Annotated in this window: 17 protein-coding genes; 8 read left to right on the forward strand and 9 right to left on the reverse strand. The window is 73.4% G+C overall.

All coding sequences use genetic code 11. From position 1 onward, the window contains the following. Nucleotides 1-79: 79 nt before the first annotated feature. The 4 genes from ACFQZ6_RS06960 to ACFQZ6_RS06975 all read right to left on the reverse strand — a co-directional run bounded on the left by ACFQZ6_RS06960 (nucleotide 80) and on the right by ACFQZ6_RS06975 (nucleotide 4,228). Nucleotides 80-673, reverse strand: a complete 594-nt coding sequence (locus tag ACFQZ6_RS06960) for a cytochrome b/b6 domain-containing protein (protein WP_381605683.1) — start codon at nucleotides 671-673, stop codon at nucleotides 80-82. Nucleotides 674-848: 175 nt separating this feature from the next. Then, a complete protein-coding gene (locus ACFQZ6_RS06965) occupies nucleotides 849-1,574 on the reverse strand; it encodes a molybdopterin-dependent oxidoreductase (protein WP_381605685.1) in 726 nt (241 codons plus the stop codon). 93 nt (nucleotides 1,575-1,667) lie between these two features. After that, on the reverse strand, nucleotides 1,668-3,215 hold the full coding sequence (locus ACFQZ6_RS06970; protein WP_381605687.1) for an APC family permease: 1,548 nt from the start codon (nucleotides 3,213-3,215) through the stop codon (nucleotides 1,668-1,670). A 65-nt stretch (nucleotides 3,216-3,280) separates the two neighbouring features. Next, nucleotides 3,281-4,228 (reverse strand): hypothetical protein, encoded by a 948-nt coding sequence (locus ACFQZ6_RS06975; RefSeq protein WP_381605689.1) that lies wholly within the window; start codon nucleotides 4,226-4,228, stop codon nucleotides 3,281-3,283. A 206-nt stretch (nucleotides 4,229-4,434) separates the two neighbouring features. Here ACFQZ6_RS06975 and ACFQZ6_RS06980 point away from each other — a divergent pair, with 206 nt between their 5' ends. The 3 genes from ACFQZ6_RS06980 to ACFQZ6_RS06990 are packed head-to-tail and all read left to right on the forward strand — an operon-like array spanning nucleotide 4,435 to nucleotide 5,670. Beyond that, a complete protein-coding gene (locus tag ACFQZ6_RS06980; RefSeq protein ID WP_381605691.1) occupies nucleotides 4,435-4,950 on the forward strand; it encodes an NUDIX domain-containing protein in 516 nt (171 codons plus the stop codon). A gap of 10 nt (nucleotides 4,951-4,960) precedes the next feature. Further along, on the forward strand, nucleotides 4,961-5,353 hold the full coding sequence (locus ACFQZ6_RS06985; RefSeq protein WP_381605693.1) for a YidH family protein: 393 nt from the start codon (nucleotides 4,961-4,963) through the stop codon (nucleotides 5,351-5,353). Continuing rightward, on the forward strand, nucleotides 5,350-5,670 hold the full coding sequence (locus ACFQZ6_RS06990) for a DUF202 domain-containing protein (protein ID WP_381605695.1): 321 nt from the start codon (nucleotides 5,350-5,352) through the stop codon (nucleotides 5,668-5,670). The genes ACFQZ6_RS06985 and ACFQZ6_RS06990 overlap by 4 nt, the downstream gene beginning before the upstream one ends. Before the next feature lie 36 nt (nucleotides 5,671-5,706). Here ACFQZ6_RS06990 and ACFQZ6_RS06995 read toward each other — a convergent pair whose 3' ends face one another. Beyond that, on the reverse strand, nucleotides 5,707-6,651 hold the full coding sequence (locus ACFQZ6_RS06995; RefSeq protein WP_381605696.1) for an NADP-dependent oxidoreductase: 945 nt from the start codon (nucleotides 6,649-6,651) through the stop codon (nucleotides 5,707-5,709). Between the two features lie 128 nt (nucleotides 6,652-6,779). Between ACFQZ6_RS06995 and ACFQZ6_RS07000 the strand changes: the two genes are divergently transcribed. From ACFQZ6_RS07000 to ACFQZ6_RS07010, 3 genes are all read left to right on the forward strand, one after another. Next, nucleotides 6,780-7,079, forward strand: coding sequence for a hypothetical protein (locus tag ACFQZ6_RS07000; protein WP_381605698.1), 300 nt, complete (start codon nucleotides 6,780-6,782; stop codon nucleotides 7,077-7,079). 145 nt (nucleotides 7,080-7,224) lie between these two features. Next, a complete protein-coding gene (locus ACFQZ6_RS07005; RefSeq protein WP_381605700.1) occupies nucleotides 7,225-8,256 on the forward strand; it encodes a phosphotransferase family protein in 1,032 nt (343 codons plus the stop codon). A gap of 5 nt (nucleotides 8,257-8,261) precedes the next feature. Further along, nucleotides 8,262-9,476, forward strand: coding sequence for an acyl-CoA dehydrogenase family protein (locus ACFQZ6_RS07010; RefSeq protein ID WP_381605702.1), 1,215 nt, complete (start codon nucleotides 8,262-8,264; stop codon nucleotides 9,474-9,476). A 56-nt stretch (nucleotides 9,477-9,532) separates the two neighbouring features. On the opposite strand, the gene ACFQZ6_RS07015 is transcribed toward ACFQZ6_RS07010, so the two are convergent. Genes ACFQZ6_RS07015 through ACFQZ6_RS07025 form a run of 3 tightly spaced genes read right to left on the reverse strand, consistent with a single transcriptional unit; the run spans nucleotide 9,533 to nucleotide 12,600 of the window. Beyond that, nucleotides 9,533-10,123 carry a TetR/AcrR family transcriptional regulator gene (locus ACFQZ6_RS07015; RefSeq protein ID WP_381605704.1) on the reverse strand — a complete coding sequence of 197 codons (591 nt, stop codon included), beginning with the start codon at nucleotides 10,121-10,123 and terminating at the stop codon, nucleotides 9,533-9,535. Nucleotides 10,124-10,150: 27 nt separating this feature from the next. Continuing rightward, nucleotides 10,151-11,839, reverse strand: a complete 1,689-nt coding sequence (locus tag ACFQZ6_RS07020) for a class I adenylate-forming enzyme family protein (RefSeq protein ID WP_381605706.1) — start codon at nucleotides 11,837-11,839, stop codon at nucleotides 10,151-10,153. Then, nucleotides 11,836-12,600 (reverse strand): SDR family oxidoreductase, encoded by a 765-nt coding sequence (locus ACFQZ6_RS07025; RefSeq protein ID WP_381605708.1) that lies wholly within the window; start codon nucleotides 12,598-12,600, stop codon nucleotides 11,836-11,838. Before ACFQZ6_RS07025 ends, ACFQZ6_RS07020 begins: the two co-directional genes overlap by 4 nt. Before the next feature lie 199 nt (nucleotides 12,601-12,799). On the opposite strand from ACFQZ6_RS07025, the gene ACFQZ6_RS07030 reads away from it, so the two are divergent. Continuing rightward, nucleotides 12,800-14,035 (forward strand): exo-beta-N-acetylmuramidase NamZ family protein, encoded by a 1,236-nt coding sequence (locus ACFQZ6_RS07030; RefSeq protein ID WP_381605710.1) that lies wholly within the window; start codon nucleotides 12,800-12,802, stop codon nucleotides 14,033-14,035. A 101-nt stretch (nucleotides 14,036-14,136) separates the two neighbouring features. Then, a complete protein-coding gene (locus ACFQZ6_RS07035) occupies nucleotides 14,137-15,453 on the forward strand; it encodes a serine-threonine protein kinase (protein ID WP_381605712.1) in 1,317 nt (438 codons plus the stop codon). Between the two features lie 33 nt (nucleotides 15,454-15,486). On the opposite strand, the gene ACFQZ6_RS07040 is transcribed toward ACFQZ6_RS07035, so the two are convergent. Then, the gene (locus tag ACFQZ6_RS07040; protein WP_381605714.1) at nucleotides 15,487-18,282 is read right to left on the reverse strand and encodes a penicillin acylase family protein; all 2,796 of its coding nucleotides are present in this window, start codon (nucleotides 18,280-18,282) and stop codon (nucleotides 15,487-15,489) included. Nucleotides 18,283-18,338 lie beyond the last annotated feature (56 nt).

Raw genomic sequence — 18,338 nt, forward strand, 5'->3', positions numbered from 1 at the left:
CTCGGCCAACGGAGCGGCTCACCTGCGGGTGGGCCGCTCCTCTTTGGTTGGTACGGGGTCACGTTCCGTGGGTACGGGGTCACGGCCGCCACAGTGAGTGCTCCCGCTCGGCCCACTCCCGGCTCACCGCGCCGGTGCGCATCCCGCGGCGGGCCTCCGGGTCGGCGAGCGCCATCCCGATGTGACCGGCGATGACGACGCCCATGGTGAGCGCCAGCCAGTCGTGCACGAAGGTCGCGCTGGTCCGCCAGACCAGCGGGGTGAGGTGGGTGAACCACATGAGCAGACCGGTGCCGAGCATCACGAGGGTGGACCCGGCGAGCCAGGAGGCGTAGAGCTTCTGCCCGGCGTTGAACTTGCCCGCGGGCCGGGAGCCGGGGCGCGGGTCGCGGCGCAGCACGGCACGCAGCCAGTCCCGGTCGTGCCGTCCGAAGCGGTTGAGCAGGCCGAGGTCGGCGCGCAGGGCGCGGGAGGCCAGGCCCACGAGGACGGGGGCGGGCAGCGCGAGCCCGGACCACTCGTGCAGCGTCACCACCAGGGCGCGGCGGCCGACGAGTTGGGCGAGCTGGGGGACGTAGAGGCAGGCGGCGGTCAGGACGCAGACGCCCATCAGGACGGCGGTGGTGCGGTGCGTCCACCGCTGGGCACCGGTGAAGCGGCGCAGCCGCGTCACGGGCGCGGCGAGGGCGTCGGCTCTCCCGACTTCCGCCCTCCCGACTTCCGCCCTCCCGACCTCGGCCCTCCCGACCTCGGCGCCCCCGGCTTCGGCCCTCCCAGCTCCGGCCCGCCCGGCTCCGGCGGACTCAGCGGCGGCAGACTCAGCCGCGGCGGGCTCAGTCGCGGCGGTGCTAGCTGGTCGGCGCATCGTCGCGTCCGTTCGAGCGGCCCACCCAGGCGTCGACGTCGTAGCCGCGTTCCTCCCAGTAGCCGGGGCGTACCTCGTCGGTGAGGGTGATGCCGGAGAGCCACTTCGCGGACTTGTAGAAGTACATGGGCGCCACGTAGAGGCGGACCGGCCCGCCGTGGGCGTGGCCGATGTCGCCGTCCCGCATCCGCAGGGCGACCAGGACGTCGGCGCGGCGGGCCTGGTCGAGGGTGAGGCTCTCGGAGTAGGTGCCGTCGAAGCAGGTGAAACGCACCGCCCTGGCCGCTGGCCGCACCCCCGCGACGTCCAGCAGCCGGGACAGGCGTACCCCTTCGAAGGGGGTGTCGGGCACCCGCCACCCGGTGACGCACTGCACGTCGCGGACCACGCGCGTCTGCGGCAGGGCGCGCAGGTCGGCCAGGGTGTAGCGGGCGGGGCGGTCGACGAGGCCGTCGACGGTGAGGCGGTAGCTGGTGTCGTCCTTGCGGGGCACGGAGGAGGCGACCGAGTAGTAGCGGAAGCCGCCGCCGTTGGGCAGCAGACCGGTCAGCCCGGTGGGGTCGCGGTCGGCGGCGGCGCCGAGGAAGGACTCCAGGCCGCGTTGCAGGGTGGGCGCGGCGAGCACGCCGAGGGCGCCCGCCCCGAGGGTGCCGAGGAGGACGCGGCGGCCGATGGGCGGGCCGCCGGTCTCCGGTTGTTCGGGGGTCACGCGGTCATTCGAGCACCCGCGGCCCGGGGAGGGCCAGGGTCCGCGGGTGTCCGTCAGCGTTCCGTAAGCACTTTCCGGACGGTCGTGGCCGGTTCAGTCGGCCGTCCCGGCCACCTTCTCCAGTTGGAACGCCTCGTTGCCGAGCCCGATCCGGGCGTGTGTCTCGGGCCTGCGGGAGCGCAGTACGGCGCCCTGCACGAGGCCCGCGACGAGGGCGAGCCCGATGACGCCGGGCAGCAGCCAGCTCAGCGCGGAGCCGGAGCCCGCGCCGATCAGGACGTCGAAGTCCTTGACGGTGTAGCCGATGATGAACAGCAGTCCGACGAGGGCGAGTCCGGAGGCGGCCAGCCGCCAGAGCTGGGCGCCCGCGGCGCCGCGCCGGACGAAGAAGACGATCACGGAGACGGAGGCGACGGCCATCAGCACGGCCACGCCGAGCGCCCCGAGGTTGCCCATCCAGGTGAACAGCCGCAGCACGGGCGCGGTCGGGTCGCCCACGGGCCCGTCGTCGGTGACGGCGAAGGCGGCGACGACCACGACGGAGATCACCGTCTGGAGCAGGGAGCCGGTGCCGGGCGCGCCGCTGGTGCTGCTGGTGCGGCCGAACGCGGCGGGCAGCAGGCCCTCGCGGCCCATGGCGAAGGCGTAGCGGGCGACGACGTTGTGGAAGCTGAGCATGGCGGCGAACATGCCGGTCACGAAGAGGACGTGCAGGACGTCGGTGAAGGTGTCGCCGAGGAGGTCGCCGGTGAGGAAGAACAGCAGTCCTGCGCTCTGCTCCTGGGAGGTGCCGACGATGGCGGCGGGGCCGGTGACGACGGTCAGGGCCCAGCAACTGACGGTGTAGAAGACGGCGATGCCGCCGATGGCGAGGAACATCACCCGGGGCACCAGGACGTGCGGGCGGCTGGTCTCCTCGGCGTAGACGGGGGCCTGTTCGAAGCCGAGGAAGGCGGCGACACAGAAACACAGGGCGGTGCCGATGCCCGCGCCGGAGAGGGTGTCGGGGTTGAAGGCGTGCAGCGAGAGACCCTCGGGGCCCGGGTCGGAGAGGGCGGCGACGTCGAAGATGACGACGAGGACGACCTCGATGAGCAGCAGGACGCCCAGCACGCGCGCGTTGAGGTCGATCTTCAGCCAGCCGAGCGCGCCGACGGCGAGCGCGGCCAGCAGCGCCGGTATCCACCAGGCGAGTTCCGTGTCGAGGTAGGTGGCGAAGAGCCCGGAGACCTCGAAGCCGAAGATGCCGTAGATGCCGACCTGGAGGGAGCTGTAGGCGACCAGCGCGACCAGGGCGGCGCCCGCGCCCGCGGTGCCGCCGAGGCCGCGGGAGATGTAGGCGTAGAAGGCGCCCGCGTTGTGGACGTGGCGGCTCATCTCGGCGTAGCCGACGCTGAACAGGGCGAGTACGGCGGCGAGGATGACGAACAGCAGCGGCTGTCCGACGATGCCCATCACCCCGAAGGTCGTGGGCATGACACCGGCGACGACCATGAGCGGGGCGGTCGCGGCGAGGACCGACAGCAGCAGTCCCGCGGTGCCGAGCCGATCGGCCCGCAGGGCCCGGTCCTGCCCCTTGAAGGTGCTGATACCGGCGCGCTCGGCGGTGGGTCTGCGTGTGCTCGAACTACCCGTTGTCATGGGGAGGTCGGTCCTTTCGGGAGACGGCGTTCGTCGGGGCGGGGGACTTCCTGGCTCGTGCGGGGTCAGCCCGTGCCCAGCGCGCGGTCGCGGGCGGCACGGAAGACGGGGTACGGGTCCCGGTCGGGGTAGGACCAGGGCTGCGGCGTGGGGTGGTCGCCGATGCGGTGGAACAGGGCGGCGGCCTCGGCGCCGCGGCCCTCGCAGACCTTGGCGTGCGCGAGGTAGTTGAGGTCGACCAGGCGGCGCGGGTGGCCCTCGTGCTCCCACTCCAGCCACCAGTCGAAGGCGGCCTTCATCACCTGCCGGGCGCGGCGGCCGGTCCAGTGCCCGGAGGCGGCCGGGTCGGCGGGTTCGAACCCGGCGCCCGCGAGCACCCGGTAGCGCTCGGCGTGCGCGACGACGGGGAGGATCGCCAGCGGGGAGTCGGCGGGGGCCTGTTCGGCGGCCCAGGAGGCGAAGTCGTACGCCTCGTGCAGCGGGTCGGGTCCGGCGTCGGCGCGCCGTTCGGCGAGCCGGGCGACCAGCAGGTGGTGGGCGTGGTGGTGGTCGGGGTGGCGGGCGCGCACCTGCTCGAAGGCGCGGACCACCGCGTCCTGCGGGCCGAGGGCGCGTTCCAGCATCAGCAGGCCGAGCAGCGGGGTGGGGTCGGCGGGGGCGAGGGCGGCGGCGCTCCGGCAGGACTCCCGGGCCCGGTCCGGCTTCTCCTTGCCGCGCAGGGCGCGCGCCACCTGGGCGGCGGCGAGCAGCACGGCGGCGTCGGCGGAGTCCGGTTCGGCGAGCAGCCACTCGCGCGCCCACGCGGCGGTGTACGACTCCTGGGCGAGGACGGTGACGCGGTGGCCCCGGCGGTCCCAGTCGTCCCCGGTGCGGGCGAGCAGCGCGCGGACGGGCTGCCACCGGCCCTGGCCGAGCGCGGAGCGGGCGGCGCCGAGTTCGGCGTCGTCGAGAGCCGCGTCGAAGGCCGTGGCCGCGCGCCTGCGGGCGCGGCCGAGGGGTGGGGGTGGTGGCACCTCGGGACTACCTCGGGACTTCTGGGAACCTGCGCGGTACGGCGACGGGGGCCGCGGGGGTCACCGGCGCGCCATCGGTCGATCACGCACAGCCAACCCCCACCCAACGCCCAGCGTCAAGTGCCACCGAGACATGACACGCTTCAACAGGCCATGGAACAAGGGGAGTTGGTTAACGGCTGAACTACTCCTGCTTGGATGGGCCCATGAACCCAGCAGAGGAGATCCTCGACGTAGTCGACGAACGGGACCAGGTCGTCGGACAGGCGCCGCGCGGCCGGGTCTACGCCGAAGGGCTGCGCCACCGGTGCGTCTTCGTCCAGGCCCGGGACGCCGACGGCCGGATCTTCGTGCACCGGCGCACCGCGACCAAGCTCGTCTTCCCCTCCCTGTACGACATGTTCGTCGGCGGCGTCGTGGGCGCGGGCGAGGGCTACGACACCGCCGCCCTGCGCGAGGCGGAGGAGGAGCTGGGCGTGTCCGGGCTGCCACAACCGCGGTTCCTCTTCAAGTTCCTCTACGACGGCGGCGGCGGGCGCACCTGGTGGTCGGCGGTGTACGAGGTCCGCTGCGACCTGCCGGTCAGCCCGCAGGCGGAGGAGGTCGCCTGGCACGCCTTCCTCCCGGAGGAGGAGCTGGAGCGGCGGCTGCCGGAGTGGCGGTGGGTGCCGGACGGGCTGGCGGCGTACCAGCGGCTGAGGGCGCGCGGCACGGGCGGGTAGGGTCCAGCGCGTGATCGAATTCGTACGGAACGTCCGGCTGTGGTTCGCTCCGGAGCGGATCCGGGACGAGGGCGCCACGCCCGACTACCGGTTCTCGCTGGCGAACGAGCGCACGTTCCTGGCCTGGCTGCGGACGTCGCTCGCGCTGATCGGCGGCGGCTTCGCGGTCGACCAGTTCCTGCCGGACCTGAACCGCGGCTGGCGCACCGGACTCGCCCTGGCGCTGCTCGCCGCGGGCGTCCTGTGCTCGCTGCGCGCGGTCAACCACTGGCTGCGCTGCGAGCGCGCCATGCGCCGCGGCGAGGACCTGCCGGTGTCCCGCTTCCCGGCGCTGCTCAGCGTGGTGGTGGCGGTGGTGGCCCTGGCGATGGTGGTGATCGTGCTGGTGGGGTGGGGCGGGTGAGGGACGCCGACGACGAGCGGGACCCCGGGCTCCAGCCGGAGCGCACCCGGCTCGCGTGGCGGCGTACGACGCTGGCGGGCACCGTCGCCGCCGTCCTCGCGGTGCGGACCTCGCTGCACGGGGGCGCCTCGGCCACCGGGGCGGTCGCGGCGGCGCTGTGCCTCGCCCTGTGGCTGGGGCTGCTGCTGGTCGCGCACCGCCGCATCCGCACCCTGTCCTCGGCCGCCCGCCCGGCCCCGCTCACCCCCCGGCACGCCGCGGCGGCGGCGCTGTGCACGGTGGCGCTGGCGGTGTGCGCGGCGGCGCTGGTGTTCTAGCGGGCCGTAGCGACGGCGGTGTTCCGGAGCGCCGTCCTACAGCCCAGCCTCCTCCCACTCCACCGTCACCACCAGCTTGCCCCTGGTCCGCCCCTCCTGGTTGGCGCGGTGGGCGTCGGCCGCCCGCTCCAGCGGGAACGTCTCGGAGACGTGCACGGAGAGCGCGCCCTGCTCGGCGAGTTCCGACAGGTGGGTCAGGTCCGCGGCGTCGGGGCGGACGAAGTAGTACTGGCCGCCGTAGTCGACCACCTCGGGATCGGCGATGGAGACCAACCGGCCCTCGGGGGCGAGCAGGTTCGCGGAGGTCTTGGTGGTCTCCCCGCCGATGGTGTCGAAGGCCGCGTCCACGCCCTCCGGCGCCAGCCCCCGCACTCGCTCGGCCAGCCCGTCACCGTAGGTCACCGGCTCCCCGCCCAGCTCCCGGACGAAGTCGTGGTTGGCCTCGCTCGCCGTGCCGATCACCCGGGCGCCGAGATGGCGGCCCAACTGGACGGCGAGGGAGCCGACGCCCCCGGCCGCGGCGTGCACGAGCACCGTCTCACCGCGCTTGACCTGAAGCCGCTTGACCAGCACCTGGTAGGCGGTGAGGCCGGTCAGCGGCAGCCCGGCGGCCTGTTCGTAGGTGAGGTTGCGGGGCTTGCGGGCGAGGGTGCGCACGGGGGCGGCGACGTACTCGGCGAAGGTGCCGCGGGAGAGGAAGTCCTCCCGGACGTACCCGATGACCTCGTCACCGACGGTGAACTCGCTGACCGCGGCGCCCGGCTGCACCACGACCCCGGACACGTCCCAGCCGGGGATGACCGGGAACACGGTGTCAAGAGTGCCGTCCAGGTACCCCTCCCGGCACTTCCAGTCGACGGGGTTCACGGCCGCCGCCCGCACCTTCACCAGCACGCTGTCGGGGCCGACCGTGGGCTCGGGCCGCTCGCCGTACTCCAGCACCTCGGGACCGCCGTACCGGCTGTAACTGATCGCCTTCATGCCACCGACCCTCCGGGGAACCCGGGCCCCGTGCAACCGGGATGACCTGATACGCGCCATTCGCGTGGCGGCCGGGCCGGACCCGGCCCAGGATCGTCAGGACCGCACCCGCACCGAAGGTGAGCACCATGAGCACGACGCAGCACCAGGAACACGCCGCCCACGCGCACGCCCACGGCCCCGGCTGCGGGCACACCGAGGTCCCGCACGGCGACCACGTGGACTACGCCCACGACGGCCACCTGCACCGCGAGCACCGCGGCCACTGGGACGAGTGCGAGCCCGCCGGGCACGCCGCCCACGGCACGCACGAGCACCGGCACGGCGAGGGCTGCGGGCACGCGCGCGTGGCCCACGGCGACCACGTCGACTACCTCCACGACGGCCACCGGCACGCCGCGCACGACGGCCACTGGGACGACCACTGACCCGTCCCGCACCCCCCTGACGGCCTCCCGCGCGGGAGGCCGTCGCCGTACCGTGGCACCGATCACGTTGGCTCCCGCCCCTGGACGCCATACCGACCGGTCGGCATCATGGTCACGTCCTGTCAACGCGTCCCCAGGAGCGACGATGAGCCCCGACCACCCGCCTGGCCTCGACCCCGACCGGCTGCGCGGCCTGCTCGACCGCGAGCGGCCCGGCCTGGTGCGTGGCCCCCTCACCGGACGGCTGATCGAGGGCGGACGGTCGAACCTCACCTACGACGTCACCGACGGCACCGGCCGCTGGGTCGTCCGTCGCCCCCCGCTCGGCCACGTCCTGGCCACCGCGCACGACATGAGGCGCGAGCACCGGGTGATCAGCGCCCTGCACCCCACCGACGTCCCGGTGCCCCGGCCGGTGCTGCTCTGCGAGGACGAGGAGGTGCTCGGAGCGCCGTTCTACGTCATGGAGTTCGTCCAGGGCACCCCCTACCGCACCGCCGACCAGCTCGCCCCGCTGGGTCCCGAGCGCACCCGCGCGGTGGCGCTGTCGCTGGTGGACACCCTGGTCGACCTGCACGCCGTGGACCCCGCCGCGGTGGGCCTCGCCGACTTCGGCCGCCCGGAGGGCTTCCTGGACCGCCAGTTGCGCCGCTGGGGCAAGCAGCTCGACGCCTCCCGCAACCGCGACCTGCCCGGCATCGACGAACTGCACGCCACCCTCGGCCGGGAGCTGCCCGACTCCCCCGCGCCGACGGTCGTGCACGGCGACTACCGGCTCGACAACGTCCTCATCGACGCCGGGGACCGCATCACGGCGATCCTCGACTGGGAGATGTCCACCCTCGGTGACCCACTCACCGACCTGGGCCTGCTGGTGATGTACAGCACGCGGCTCGGGATGCCCGACTCCCCCGTCTCCACCACCGCCGAGGCGCCGGGCCACCCCAGCCCCGCCGAGCTGGTCGAGCGGTACGCCGCGCGCTCGGGGCGCGACGTCTCCGCGGTCTCCTGGTACACGGCGTTCGCCTGGTTCAAGCTCGCCGTGATCCTGGAGGGCATCCACTACCGCTACACCCTGGGCCAGACCGTCGGCCGCGGCTTCGACCGCATCGGTGAGCTGGTCCCGGTCTTCATCGAACACGGCCTGACGACCCTGACCCGCACCCAGGAAGGCTGACCGCCATGGACTTCGCGTTCGACGCGCGCACCGAGGAACTGCGCGCCAAGCTGCTCGCCTTCATGGACGAGTACGTCTACCCGGCCGAGCCCGTCGCCCACGAGCAGCGCGCCCGGCTGGCGTCGCCCTGGGAGACCCCGCGGGTGGTGGAGGACCTCAAGGCCGAGGCCCGCCGCCAGGGCCTGTGGAACCTCTTCCTGCCCGACGCCGAGTACGGCGCCGGGCTGACGAACCTCCAGTACGCGCCGCTCGCCGAGATCACCGGCCGCTCCCCGCAGCTCGCGCCGACCGCGACCAACTGCGCGGCGCCGGACACCGGGAACATGGAGGTGCTGGCCCAGTTCGGGAACGACGAGCAGAAGAAGCGGTGGCTGGAGCCGCTGCTCGCCGGTGAGATCCGCTCGGCGTTCGCGATGACCGAGCCGGAGGTCGCCTCCTCCGACGCCACCAACATCACCACGCACATCCGGCGGGACGGCGACGAGTACGTCATCAACGGCCGCAAGTGGTACATCTCCGGCGCGATGGACCCGCGCTGCGAGATCTTCATCGTGATGGGCAAGACGGACCCCGACGGGCCCGACATCCGCCGCCAGCAGTCCATGGTGCTCGTCCCGCGCGACACCCCGGGCGTCCGCGTGGAGCGGGCCATGCAGGTGTTCGGCTACGAGGACCACTACCACGGCGGCCACGCCGAGGTGGTCTTCGACGAGGCGCGCGTGCCGGTGTCGAACCTGGTCGGCGAGGAGGGCGGCGGCTTCGCCATCGCGCAGGCCCGGCTCGGCCCCGGCCGCATCCACCACTGCATGAGGCTGATCGGCATGGCCGAGCGGGCGATCGAGCTGATGTGCCAGCGGGCCGTCTCCCGGACCGCGTTCGGCAAGGCGCTGGCCCAGCAGGGCGTGGTGCAGAACTGGATCGCGGACGCCCGGGTGGCCGTCGAGCAGCTCCGACTGCTGGTGCTGAAGACGGCGTGGATGATGGACACCGTCGGCAACCGCGGCGCCCACACCGAGATCCAGGCCATCAAGATCGCCACCCCGCGCACGGTCGTCGGCATCCTCGACCGCGCGATCCAGTTGCACGGCGCGGGCGGCGTCAGCCAGGACTTCCCGCTGGCCGAGCTGTACGCGGGCGCGCGCACGCTGATGCTCGCGGACGGCCCCGACGAGGTGCACCAGCGGTCGCTGGCCCGCCGGGAGCTGAAGAAGTACCTGTGAGCGGTAAGGGGCGATCGCCCCAGGCGACCGCCCCTTACCGTTTGCCGTCCGCGTGGCTACGGCCGCAGCGCCCGCAGCAGCAGGTCGGCCAGGTGGTCGGCGACCTGCTGCGGGGTGAGCGGGCCGTCCGGCCGGTACCAGGTCGACAGGTGGTGCACGGACCCGAAGTGGTAGTCCACCACCAGGTCGGCCGGGGTCGCCTTGCTGAAGACGCCCGCCTCCTGGCCCTCCTCGATCAGCGCCCGGAACCTTTCGTGGTAGCGCCGCCGCTCGGCGCGGACCTGCTTGTTCTTCTCCGGGCTGAGGTGGTGCATGGAGCGGAAGAAGATCGACGCGTCGTCGAGGTTGTCGATGGTGGTGACCACCACGTCGGCGGCGGCGTCCCGCACCCGCTTCTCAATCGGCTCGTCGGCGTCGGCGTAGGCGTCCAGGCGCTCCTGCTGGAGGCGCAGCACGCGCGCGTACACCTCGTGCAGCAGGTCGTCCTTGGAGCCGAAGTAGTGGTACAGCGCGCCCTTGGTGACGCCCGCCGCCTCGACGATCTCCTGCACCGACGTACGGTCGTAGCCCTGCTCGGCGAAGAGCCGGGTGGCGGCGGCCAGGAGCCGCTGCGGGACCGGGGCCCCCTCTCCGGTTGTCCTGGCCACTGCCGCCACCTGCCTTTCCATGAGGTCCTACTCGCTGACGCGGGAACGTGAACGCAGTTCCCGACGGAGGATCTTCCCACTGGCCGTCTTCGGCAAGTCGGGCAGGATCTCGACCTGCCGCGGGTACTTGTAGGCGGCCAGCCGCTCCGCGCAGTACGCGGCCAGCTCGCCGGGGTCGGCGGTGGCCCCAGGGCGGAGGCTGATGTACGCCTTCACGGTCTCGCCGCGGTAGCCGTCGGGCACCCCGACGACGGCGGCCTCGCGCACCGCCGGGTGGGTGTAGAGCACGTCCTCGACCTCGCGGGGCCACACCTTGAAGCCGGACGCGTTGATCATGTCCTTCTTGCGGTCGACGACGTAGAGCCAGCCCTGCGCGTCCATGAAGCCGATGTCGCCGGTGCGCAGCTCCCCGTCGGGGAAGGTCTCGGCGGTGGCGTCCGGCCGCCGCCAGTAGCCGGGCACGACCTGCGGCCCGCGCACCACGATCTCGCCCTGCTCCCCGAAGGGCACGTCGGCGCCCCGCTCGTCGACGATCCGGACGACGGTGTCGGGCCCCGGCACGCCCACCGCGAGCGTCCCCGACACCGGGTCCACGGGCGACTCACGCCCCGGCGGTACGGCGGCGCAGGGGGCGGTGCACTCGGTCAGGCCGTACCCGTTGCGGATGTACGGCCCGAACCCGGCGCGGAACTTCTCCACCAGGGCGGGCGGCAGCGGGGCGCCGCCGGAGGAGATGACCTCGAAGGAGGCGAAGTGGTCGCGGGTGACGCCGGGGTGGGCGGCCAGCGCCATGAAGGCGGTGGAGGGGCCGACGGTGTAGTGCGGGCGGTGCGCGGCGAAGGCGTCGAGGACGACGCCCGCCTCGAACCGGTACGCCAGCACCAGCGTGCCCGCGCTGTTCAGACAGGCGCCGAGCTGGCAGACCATGCCGGTGATGTGGAACAGCGGCGCCATCGCGAAGTAGACGGGCGGCTCGGGCAGTTCGAGCCCGGCCCGCTGCCGCTCGGCGTTGTGCATGATGTTGGCGTGCGTGTTGGTGGCGCCCTTGGGCGCGCCGCTGGTGCCGGAGGTGTAGCTGATCAGCGCGGTCTCGCCGGGCTCCGGGTCACGTCCGTCCGGCGCCGGGTGCCCGGCCCGCGCGACCTCGGTGAGGTCGTCGGCGTCGGATGCCCGCGGCAGCCGCTCGAAGCCCAGCACGCGCGGGTCGCCGGTGCTCTGGAAGTCCAGCTCGCAGGCGGTGAGGACGGTGTGCACCGGGGAGTCGGCCGCCGTGTCGCGCAGGTACGACTCCCAGGCCCGGTCGGAGCAGATCAGCGCCGCGACCTCGCCGTCCCGCAGGACGTGCGCGACCTCGCCCGCCTTGTACATCGGGTTGACCGGCACGACGATCGCGCCCGCCTTCCAGGCGCCCAGCACCGCGAGCACGAACTGCGGCGAGTTCTGCAGCAGCACGGCGACCCGGTCCCTGCGCGCCACCCCGCGCCCGGCGAGGTACCCGGCGACGGAGTCGCTCAGGTCGTCCACCGCGCGGTAGTCGAGCCGCCCGTCGAAGTAGGCGAGCGCGGTCCGCTCGGGCGCCTCCCACACCACCCGCCGCAGGGCGTGCACCAGCGAGTCGTCGGGGTGTACGGGGGCGCGCTGGGCGTCGCTGAGCAGCGCCAGCCAGGGCCGGTCGGCGTACCGCGTGCCGCCCGTCGTGCCGCCCGGGGCGGTCACCGGGTGGCCTCCCACTTCTGCTGGATGTGGTTCATGGTGGTCAGCCAGCGCTCGGGGTCGGCGGCCCGGTGCCGGTAGTACCCGGCGACCTCGGGGTGCGGCAGGATCAGGAAGCGGTCCTCGTCGATGCCCGCGAACAGCGCGTCCGCGACCGCCTCCGGCTCGATCGCGGTCGGCGTCAGCACGAGGTCGCCCGCGCTGCCGGTCCCGGCGAGCATGTCGGTGCGCACGCCCTGCGGGCAGATCGCGTGCACCTTGATCCCGCGGTGCCGGTAGGTCAGCGACAGCCACTCGGCGAAGGCGTAGGCGCCGTGCTTGGTGACGCTGTAGGGCGCGGCGCCGATCATGGTGAGCAGCCCGGCGGCGGACACGGTGGACACGAACCGCCCCGAGCCCCGCTCCAGCCACTCCGGCAGCAGCGCCTGCGCGGCCCTGACGTGCGCCATCACGTTCACGTCCCAGGCGAGCGCCCACACGCTCTCCTCGGCGGCCTCACTCCCCCCGGAGGCGACCCCGGCGTTGGCGCAGTACACGTCGACGACCCCGTCGAGCGCGTCCCGGGCGGCATCGACGATTCCGGAGGCGTCCCCGGGCACGGCGGTCCCCCCGATCTCGTCGGCGACGGCCTTGGCCTTCCCGGCGTCCAGGTCATTGACGACCACCCTGGCCCCCTCGGCGGCGAACCGCCGCGCAAGGGCGGCCCCGATGCCACCCCCAGCCCCGGTGACGACCACCCCGGCACCCCGCACGGCTCCCACCATTCGCTCTCCTCCAACATGTCCGATCCCGACCCGGAGACGGCCAGACTAACCAGTCGGTATGTTGCAAAGGAAGGGTTGAGCATCGCCGGAAAAGGGGCGCGGGGCTGTGTACACGTGCGGCTCCGCCGCGTGGGCGCGAGCAACCCCCCACCACCCGCACCCTCCCCCCAACCCGCAGAACCCCCTACCGTGTCCCCCCATGCGCCTGTCCAGACGAACGCTGCTCGCAGCAGCCACAGCGACCGCATCCCTGTCCGCCCCCACCGCAGCCGCCGCCGAGGGCCGCAGGCCCCAGCGGACCGGCTTCGAGAACCTCGCCGCCCAGGACTACGCCCAGCTCAGCGGCGAGCGCGTCGGCATCGTCACCAACCCCACCGGCGTCACCCGCGACGTCCGCCACATCGTCGACGTGATGCACGCCAACGAGAACGTCGACCTCAGGGCCGTCTTCGGCCCGGAACACGGCTTCCGCGGCACCGCCCAGGCAGGCGGCTCGGAAGGCCGCTACGACGACCCCGCGACCGGCCTGCCGGTCTACGACACGTACCTCAAGAACGGCCAGCCCCTCGCCGACGTCTTCACCGCGTCCGGCGTGGACACCGTCGTCTTCGACATCCAGGACGTCGGCGCCCGCTTCTACACGTACATCTGGACCCTGTACGACTGCATGGAGGCCGCCGCGCTCGCGGGCAAGCGCTTCGTCGTCCTGGACCGCCCCAACCCGGTCGGCGGCCGGTCCGCCGAGGGCCCGGTGCTGCACCCGGAGTTCGCGACGTTCGTCGGCCGGAAGCCGATCGCGCAGGCGCACGGGATGACGGTGGCGGAGCTGGCGCTTCTGTTCAACGGGGAGTTCCTCCAGACCCCCGTACCGCTGGAGACGGTCCGGATGACCGGCTGGCGCCGCTCGGACTTCTACGACGCCTCCGGGCTGCCCTGGGTGCCGCCGAGCCCGAACATGCCCACGCCGGACACCGCGCTGGTCTACTCCGGCACCTGTCTGTTCGAGGGCACCAACCTCTCCGAGGGCCGCGGCACGACCAGGCCGTTCGAGCTGCTGGGCGCGGAGGGCGTGGACGGCGGCTGGGCCGCCGCCGCGAACGAGCTGGGGCTCGCGGGCGTGCGCTTCAGGGAGGCGTACTTCGCGCCGACGTTCTCCAAGTTCCAGGGCAGGACGGTCGGCGGGGTGCAGCTCCATGTGCACGACCGCGCGGCGTTCGACCCGGTGCGCACGGGGATCGGCCTGCTGGTGACGGCCAAGCGGGTGTGGAGCGGCTTCGCCTGGCGGTCGGACAACTGGATCGACAAGCTCACCGGCTCCACGCTGGTGCGCACGATGATCGACGCGGGCGCGGACACCGACGAGGTGGTGGCGGGCTGGCGGGAGGAGCTGGCGGCGTTCCGGCGCACGCGCGCGGAGTACCTCCTGTACCGGTGAGCCGCCGCTGAGCCACCACTGCCCCGCCCGCGCGTATGGCCAACGCCCTCCTCCCGCAGGACGATGCACCGCACCGGCCTGGGTGACGAGGAGGTGCCGTCATGGCGGATCCGGCGATGAGCGTGACGCCGTACTGGGAGCTGACCTTCGACGCGGACGGGGACCCGGACGGCCGCCGCGCGGACCGGCTGCTGGCGGGGGTGGCCGCGCGGCGGGTGCGGGACCTGGTGGTCTTCGCGCACGGCTGGAACAACGACCGTTCGACGGCCACCCGCCTCTACAGCGGCTTCTTCGCGCCGATGCCGTCCCTCGCGCCGACGGCCCGGCTCGGGTACGCCGGGGTGGTGTGGCCGTCGATGCGGTTCTCGGACGAGCCGATCCCCGACTTCCCGCGGCCCGCCGCCGCCGGGGAGCCGGGGCGCCCGGCGCTCGACAAGGCGACCCGCAGGGCGCTCCTGGAGACGTTCCCCGGGCGGGCCACGGTGGTGGAGCGGCTGGCGGAGCTGCTGGAGCAGCGGCCCGGGGACGAGGCGGCGCTGACGGAGTTCGCGGGGCTGGCGCGGCTGCTGGCGGACCCGGGCACGGGGACGGCGTTCGCCCTGGACGCCGAGCCGGAGCCGGAGGCGGCGGCCCCGCCCGCGCCGGGCATGTTCACCGCCCCGGCCACCGAGGTGTGCGAGGACTTCGCCGCGGCACTCGCGCACCTCGAAGGGCGGCACGCGCCGGGCCCCGCCTTCTCCCTGCCCAACCCCTGGGACGGCGCCAAGGAACTCCTCCGCCAGGCGACGTACCACGCGATGAAGCGGCGCGCGGGCACGGTCGGCGCCCGCGGTCTCGGGCGGCTGCTCGGGCAGTTGGCGGAGGCGGCGCCGCAGGTGCGCGTGCACCTCGTCGGGCACAGCTTCGGGGCGCGGCTGGTGGCGTTCGCGCTGCGCGGGCTGCCCGCCGGGGTGGACACGGTGAAGTCGGTGACGCTGCTCCAGGGCGCGTTCTCGCACTACGCGTTCACCGACCGGCTGCCGCACGACACGCGCGCGAAGGGCGCGCTCGCGGGCCGTCAGCGGCGGGTGGACGGTCCGGTGGTGTGCTGCCACTCCCGGCACGACTCGGCGCTCGGCACGTTCTACCCGCTGGCGTCCCGCACCGCGGGCGACGACCGCGGCCTCGCCCCGCTCGACCTCGGACGGGTGCTCGGGGACCGGTGGGGCGCCCTCGGCTACGAGGGGATCAGGGCGGTGCCGGGCACGCGCGCGTGGCCGCTCGCCGAGGCCCTTGAGCGGCGGCTGCCCACGTCGGGCTGTGTGAACGTGGACGCGGCGGCCGTGGTGCGCCGGGGCGGTCCGCCCGCGGGCGCGCACAGCGACATCGTGCACCGGGAGCTGGCCCGACTGGTGCTGGCGGCGGGCCGCGTCGGATGACGGCCCGCCGCCAGGTTCACCCCGGTGTCGGTCTCACCGGTGTGAGGTGAACTCCACGACCTGCTGGTAGGTCGGCCGGTTCTGCCAACTGATCGGGGCCTGGGTGATGCCGCCGAGCGCCCGGTGGATGATCGCGTCGGCGCACCACTGGTCACCGGCCGAGCAGTGCTCGTCGCCCGGGTAGACCTGGGCGGCGGTGCGGCCCGCGGCCTGCTTCAGGGTGCTGGTCAGGGCGTCCCGGCAGCCCGCGAGGGTGCCGCCGCCGCAGTAGGTCCGCGCGAGCGGGCCGCGCACTTGCTCGCCGAGGACGGCCCGGACGTCCTTGTCGACATAGCTCCACCAGCCGTACTGGAAGGAGCTCCCGGCGTGCGCGCCGGTCGGGCCGTGCGCGGCGGACGGTGCCTCGTCGACCGGCAGGTTGGCGGTGAAGGCGCCGAACAGCTCGCTGCCGAGGCCGGGTTCGAACTCGGCCTTGACCAGCAGCGGCCACCAGGCGTCCAGGATGCGGATGGCGTCCGCGTGGGCGTACTTCTTGGACCCGGCGGAGGTCTCGGTGCGCTTGGCGCCGGAGGTGACCCACGCGGAGAGCTTCTGCGTGGCGTCCGCGACGGCCGGGTCGGTCACCGGGGCGCTGTTCAGCACCCGCAGCAGCTTCGGCAGCACGTCCTCGGCGCGCAGGTCCGCGAGCCCGGCCTCCGCCATCGCCTTGACCAGCGCGGCGCGGGTCACGCCGCCCTGGGCGACGAGCCGTTTCACCCGGTCGTCGAGGAGGTTGCCGCGGTGCACGGAGCCGTCGCCCCAGGGCGCGACCGCGTACTCCTTGGCCTGCGCGTTGTTCCAGGAGACGTAGTAGTCCTGGTCGGTGGAGCTGGGGTGGGCGGACGGCGGGGTGTAAGAGGCGGTGTTGGTCTCCGGGTTCCAGTTCGCCCACTCGTGGGCGGGCCGCGCCCACACCGGGAACTCGCCGTCGACCCCGGCCGCGCGCACCGGGTTGTCGCCGCTGTTGTAGTACGCGGTGTGCTCGGCGTCGGCGTAGAACCAGTTGAAGGTGTAGTTGATGTGCTGGGTGGCCCGCTGGAAGTCGGCGGGGCCCTTGACGTAGTCGGGGTCGTTCAGCATCTGGAAGCCGATGATCGAGTCGGCCTCGTGCAGGAAGGAGGAGCGCAGGGAGGTGTAGGCGACCTTCTTGCCGCCGACGGTGGCCCGGTACTCGACTGGACCGTACTTGGTGCGCCACACGCGCATGGTGTACGACCCGGCCGCCGTGCCGTCGGCGACGGTGGGCTTCCAGGCGTTCTTCTGCTCGACCTTCTCCATCGCCGTGCAGGTGCCGCGGTAGAGGTAGTGGTAGTCGTCCTGGCACAGCTCGACGGCGTAGGTGTCGATGATGTCCTGGCCGGAGGTGGTGGCGCTCCACGCGTAGTCCTGGCCGCGGCCGAGTTCGACGTAGAAGCTGAGGCCCGCGAAGGAGGCGCCGCGGGCGCTGATGCCGGGGCCCTGGATCTCCTGGAGCATCAGCAGTTGCGGCGCGAAGTAGCCGGTCTGCGGTCCGAAGACGGCGACGGGGTGGCCGCTCGCGGTGTGCTTCCCGCTGACGACGAGGGCGTTGGACATGCCGCGCCGGGCGGAGCTGACGGCCTGGGCGGCGGCCGAGGTGGAGGTGCTGGCGGCGCTGGCGGTCGCGGCGGAGCCGGTGCGGTCGTACACCAGCGGCTCGCGCTGGAGCGAGCCCGGGTCGGGCAGCGCGGCGCCCTGCGGGTCGGCGGGCCTGGCGCCGTAGGGGAAGCTGCCGTCGTGGACGGTGAGGACGGCCTCCGGGTCGTTGCGCATCCGGAAGGACTCCCACACCCGGGTGCCCTCCTCGACGCCGTACTTGGACTGGGCGGCGAGCAGGGACAGCGCGTTGTTGACCTCGCCGCCGCCCCCGGAGCCGAACAGGGCGCCGATGACGGAGGCCAGCGCGACCAGGTCGGTGGTCTTGAAGTGCTCGATGGTCCCGGCGTTGGTGATGGAGTCCTTGTGGCCGGTGAGGACGTACTCGCCGGGGAAGTAGCGGCCGGAGTCGGAGGCGTCGATGTAGGCGTTGACGCCGTCGACGTACGCCTTGACGTCGGCGAGCGCCTGCTGTCCGCGCTCGCCGCCCCGGGCGGCGGCGCCCTCGATCTGCGCCTGGAGGTCCGCCTCGGTGTACGGGGCGTTGCGCCAGAACTCCTGCTCCAGGCCCTGGTTGGCGGGGGCGCCCCCGGCGAAGCCGGTGAGCTGGCCGCGGCCGACGTGCCGGAAGACGTCCATCAGCCAGAGCCGGTCCTGCGCGGCGGCGTACCCGGCGCCGAACTCGGTGCCGTACCGGGTGGTGCCCGTGATGTGCGGTATGCCGGTCTTCTTGTCGCGGACGATGGTCACGTCCGTGCGTCCGGCGGGGCGGACGGTGGAGTCGACCTGGTCGGCGGGGACGCCGAAGGAGGCGTCGTTGAAGAAGGAGTTGATCGTGGCGCCGGTCAGGTTGGGGTAGCCGGTGGCCAGGTTGGCGTAGGGGCCGAGCTGGTCCGCGGCGTGCGCGGGTCGGCTGCCGAAGACCTGGTGGAGCAGGATCTGGGCGAGGGTGGCGTTGCCGTTCTGGCCGGGCGGCAGGATGTCGGAGCACTGGTTGCCGCAGTGGTCGGCGACGGCCGCGACCTGCGGGGCGGCGGGTTCGGCCGCCGCCGCTCGGGAAAGCGGCGACAAAAGACCGGTCATGAGGACGCATACGGATGCCGTCTTCAGGAACCCGTGGAATCCGCGGGGAGTTCTCAGTCTGTCGAGCGCGTTGCGTGGGGTGCGCCGAGGCATGGCACCTCCTGACGGACGTGGGGTGGGGCCGGATGTTACCCGCGGTTATCCCCGCG

The sequence above is a fragment of the Streptomyces flavalbus genome (genome assembly GCF_042674625.1).
Taxonomy (GTDB): Bacteria; Actinomycetota; Actinomycetes; order Streptomycetales; family Streptomycetaceae; genus Streptomyces; species Streptomyces flavalbus.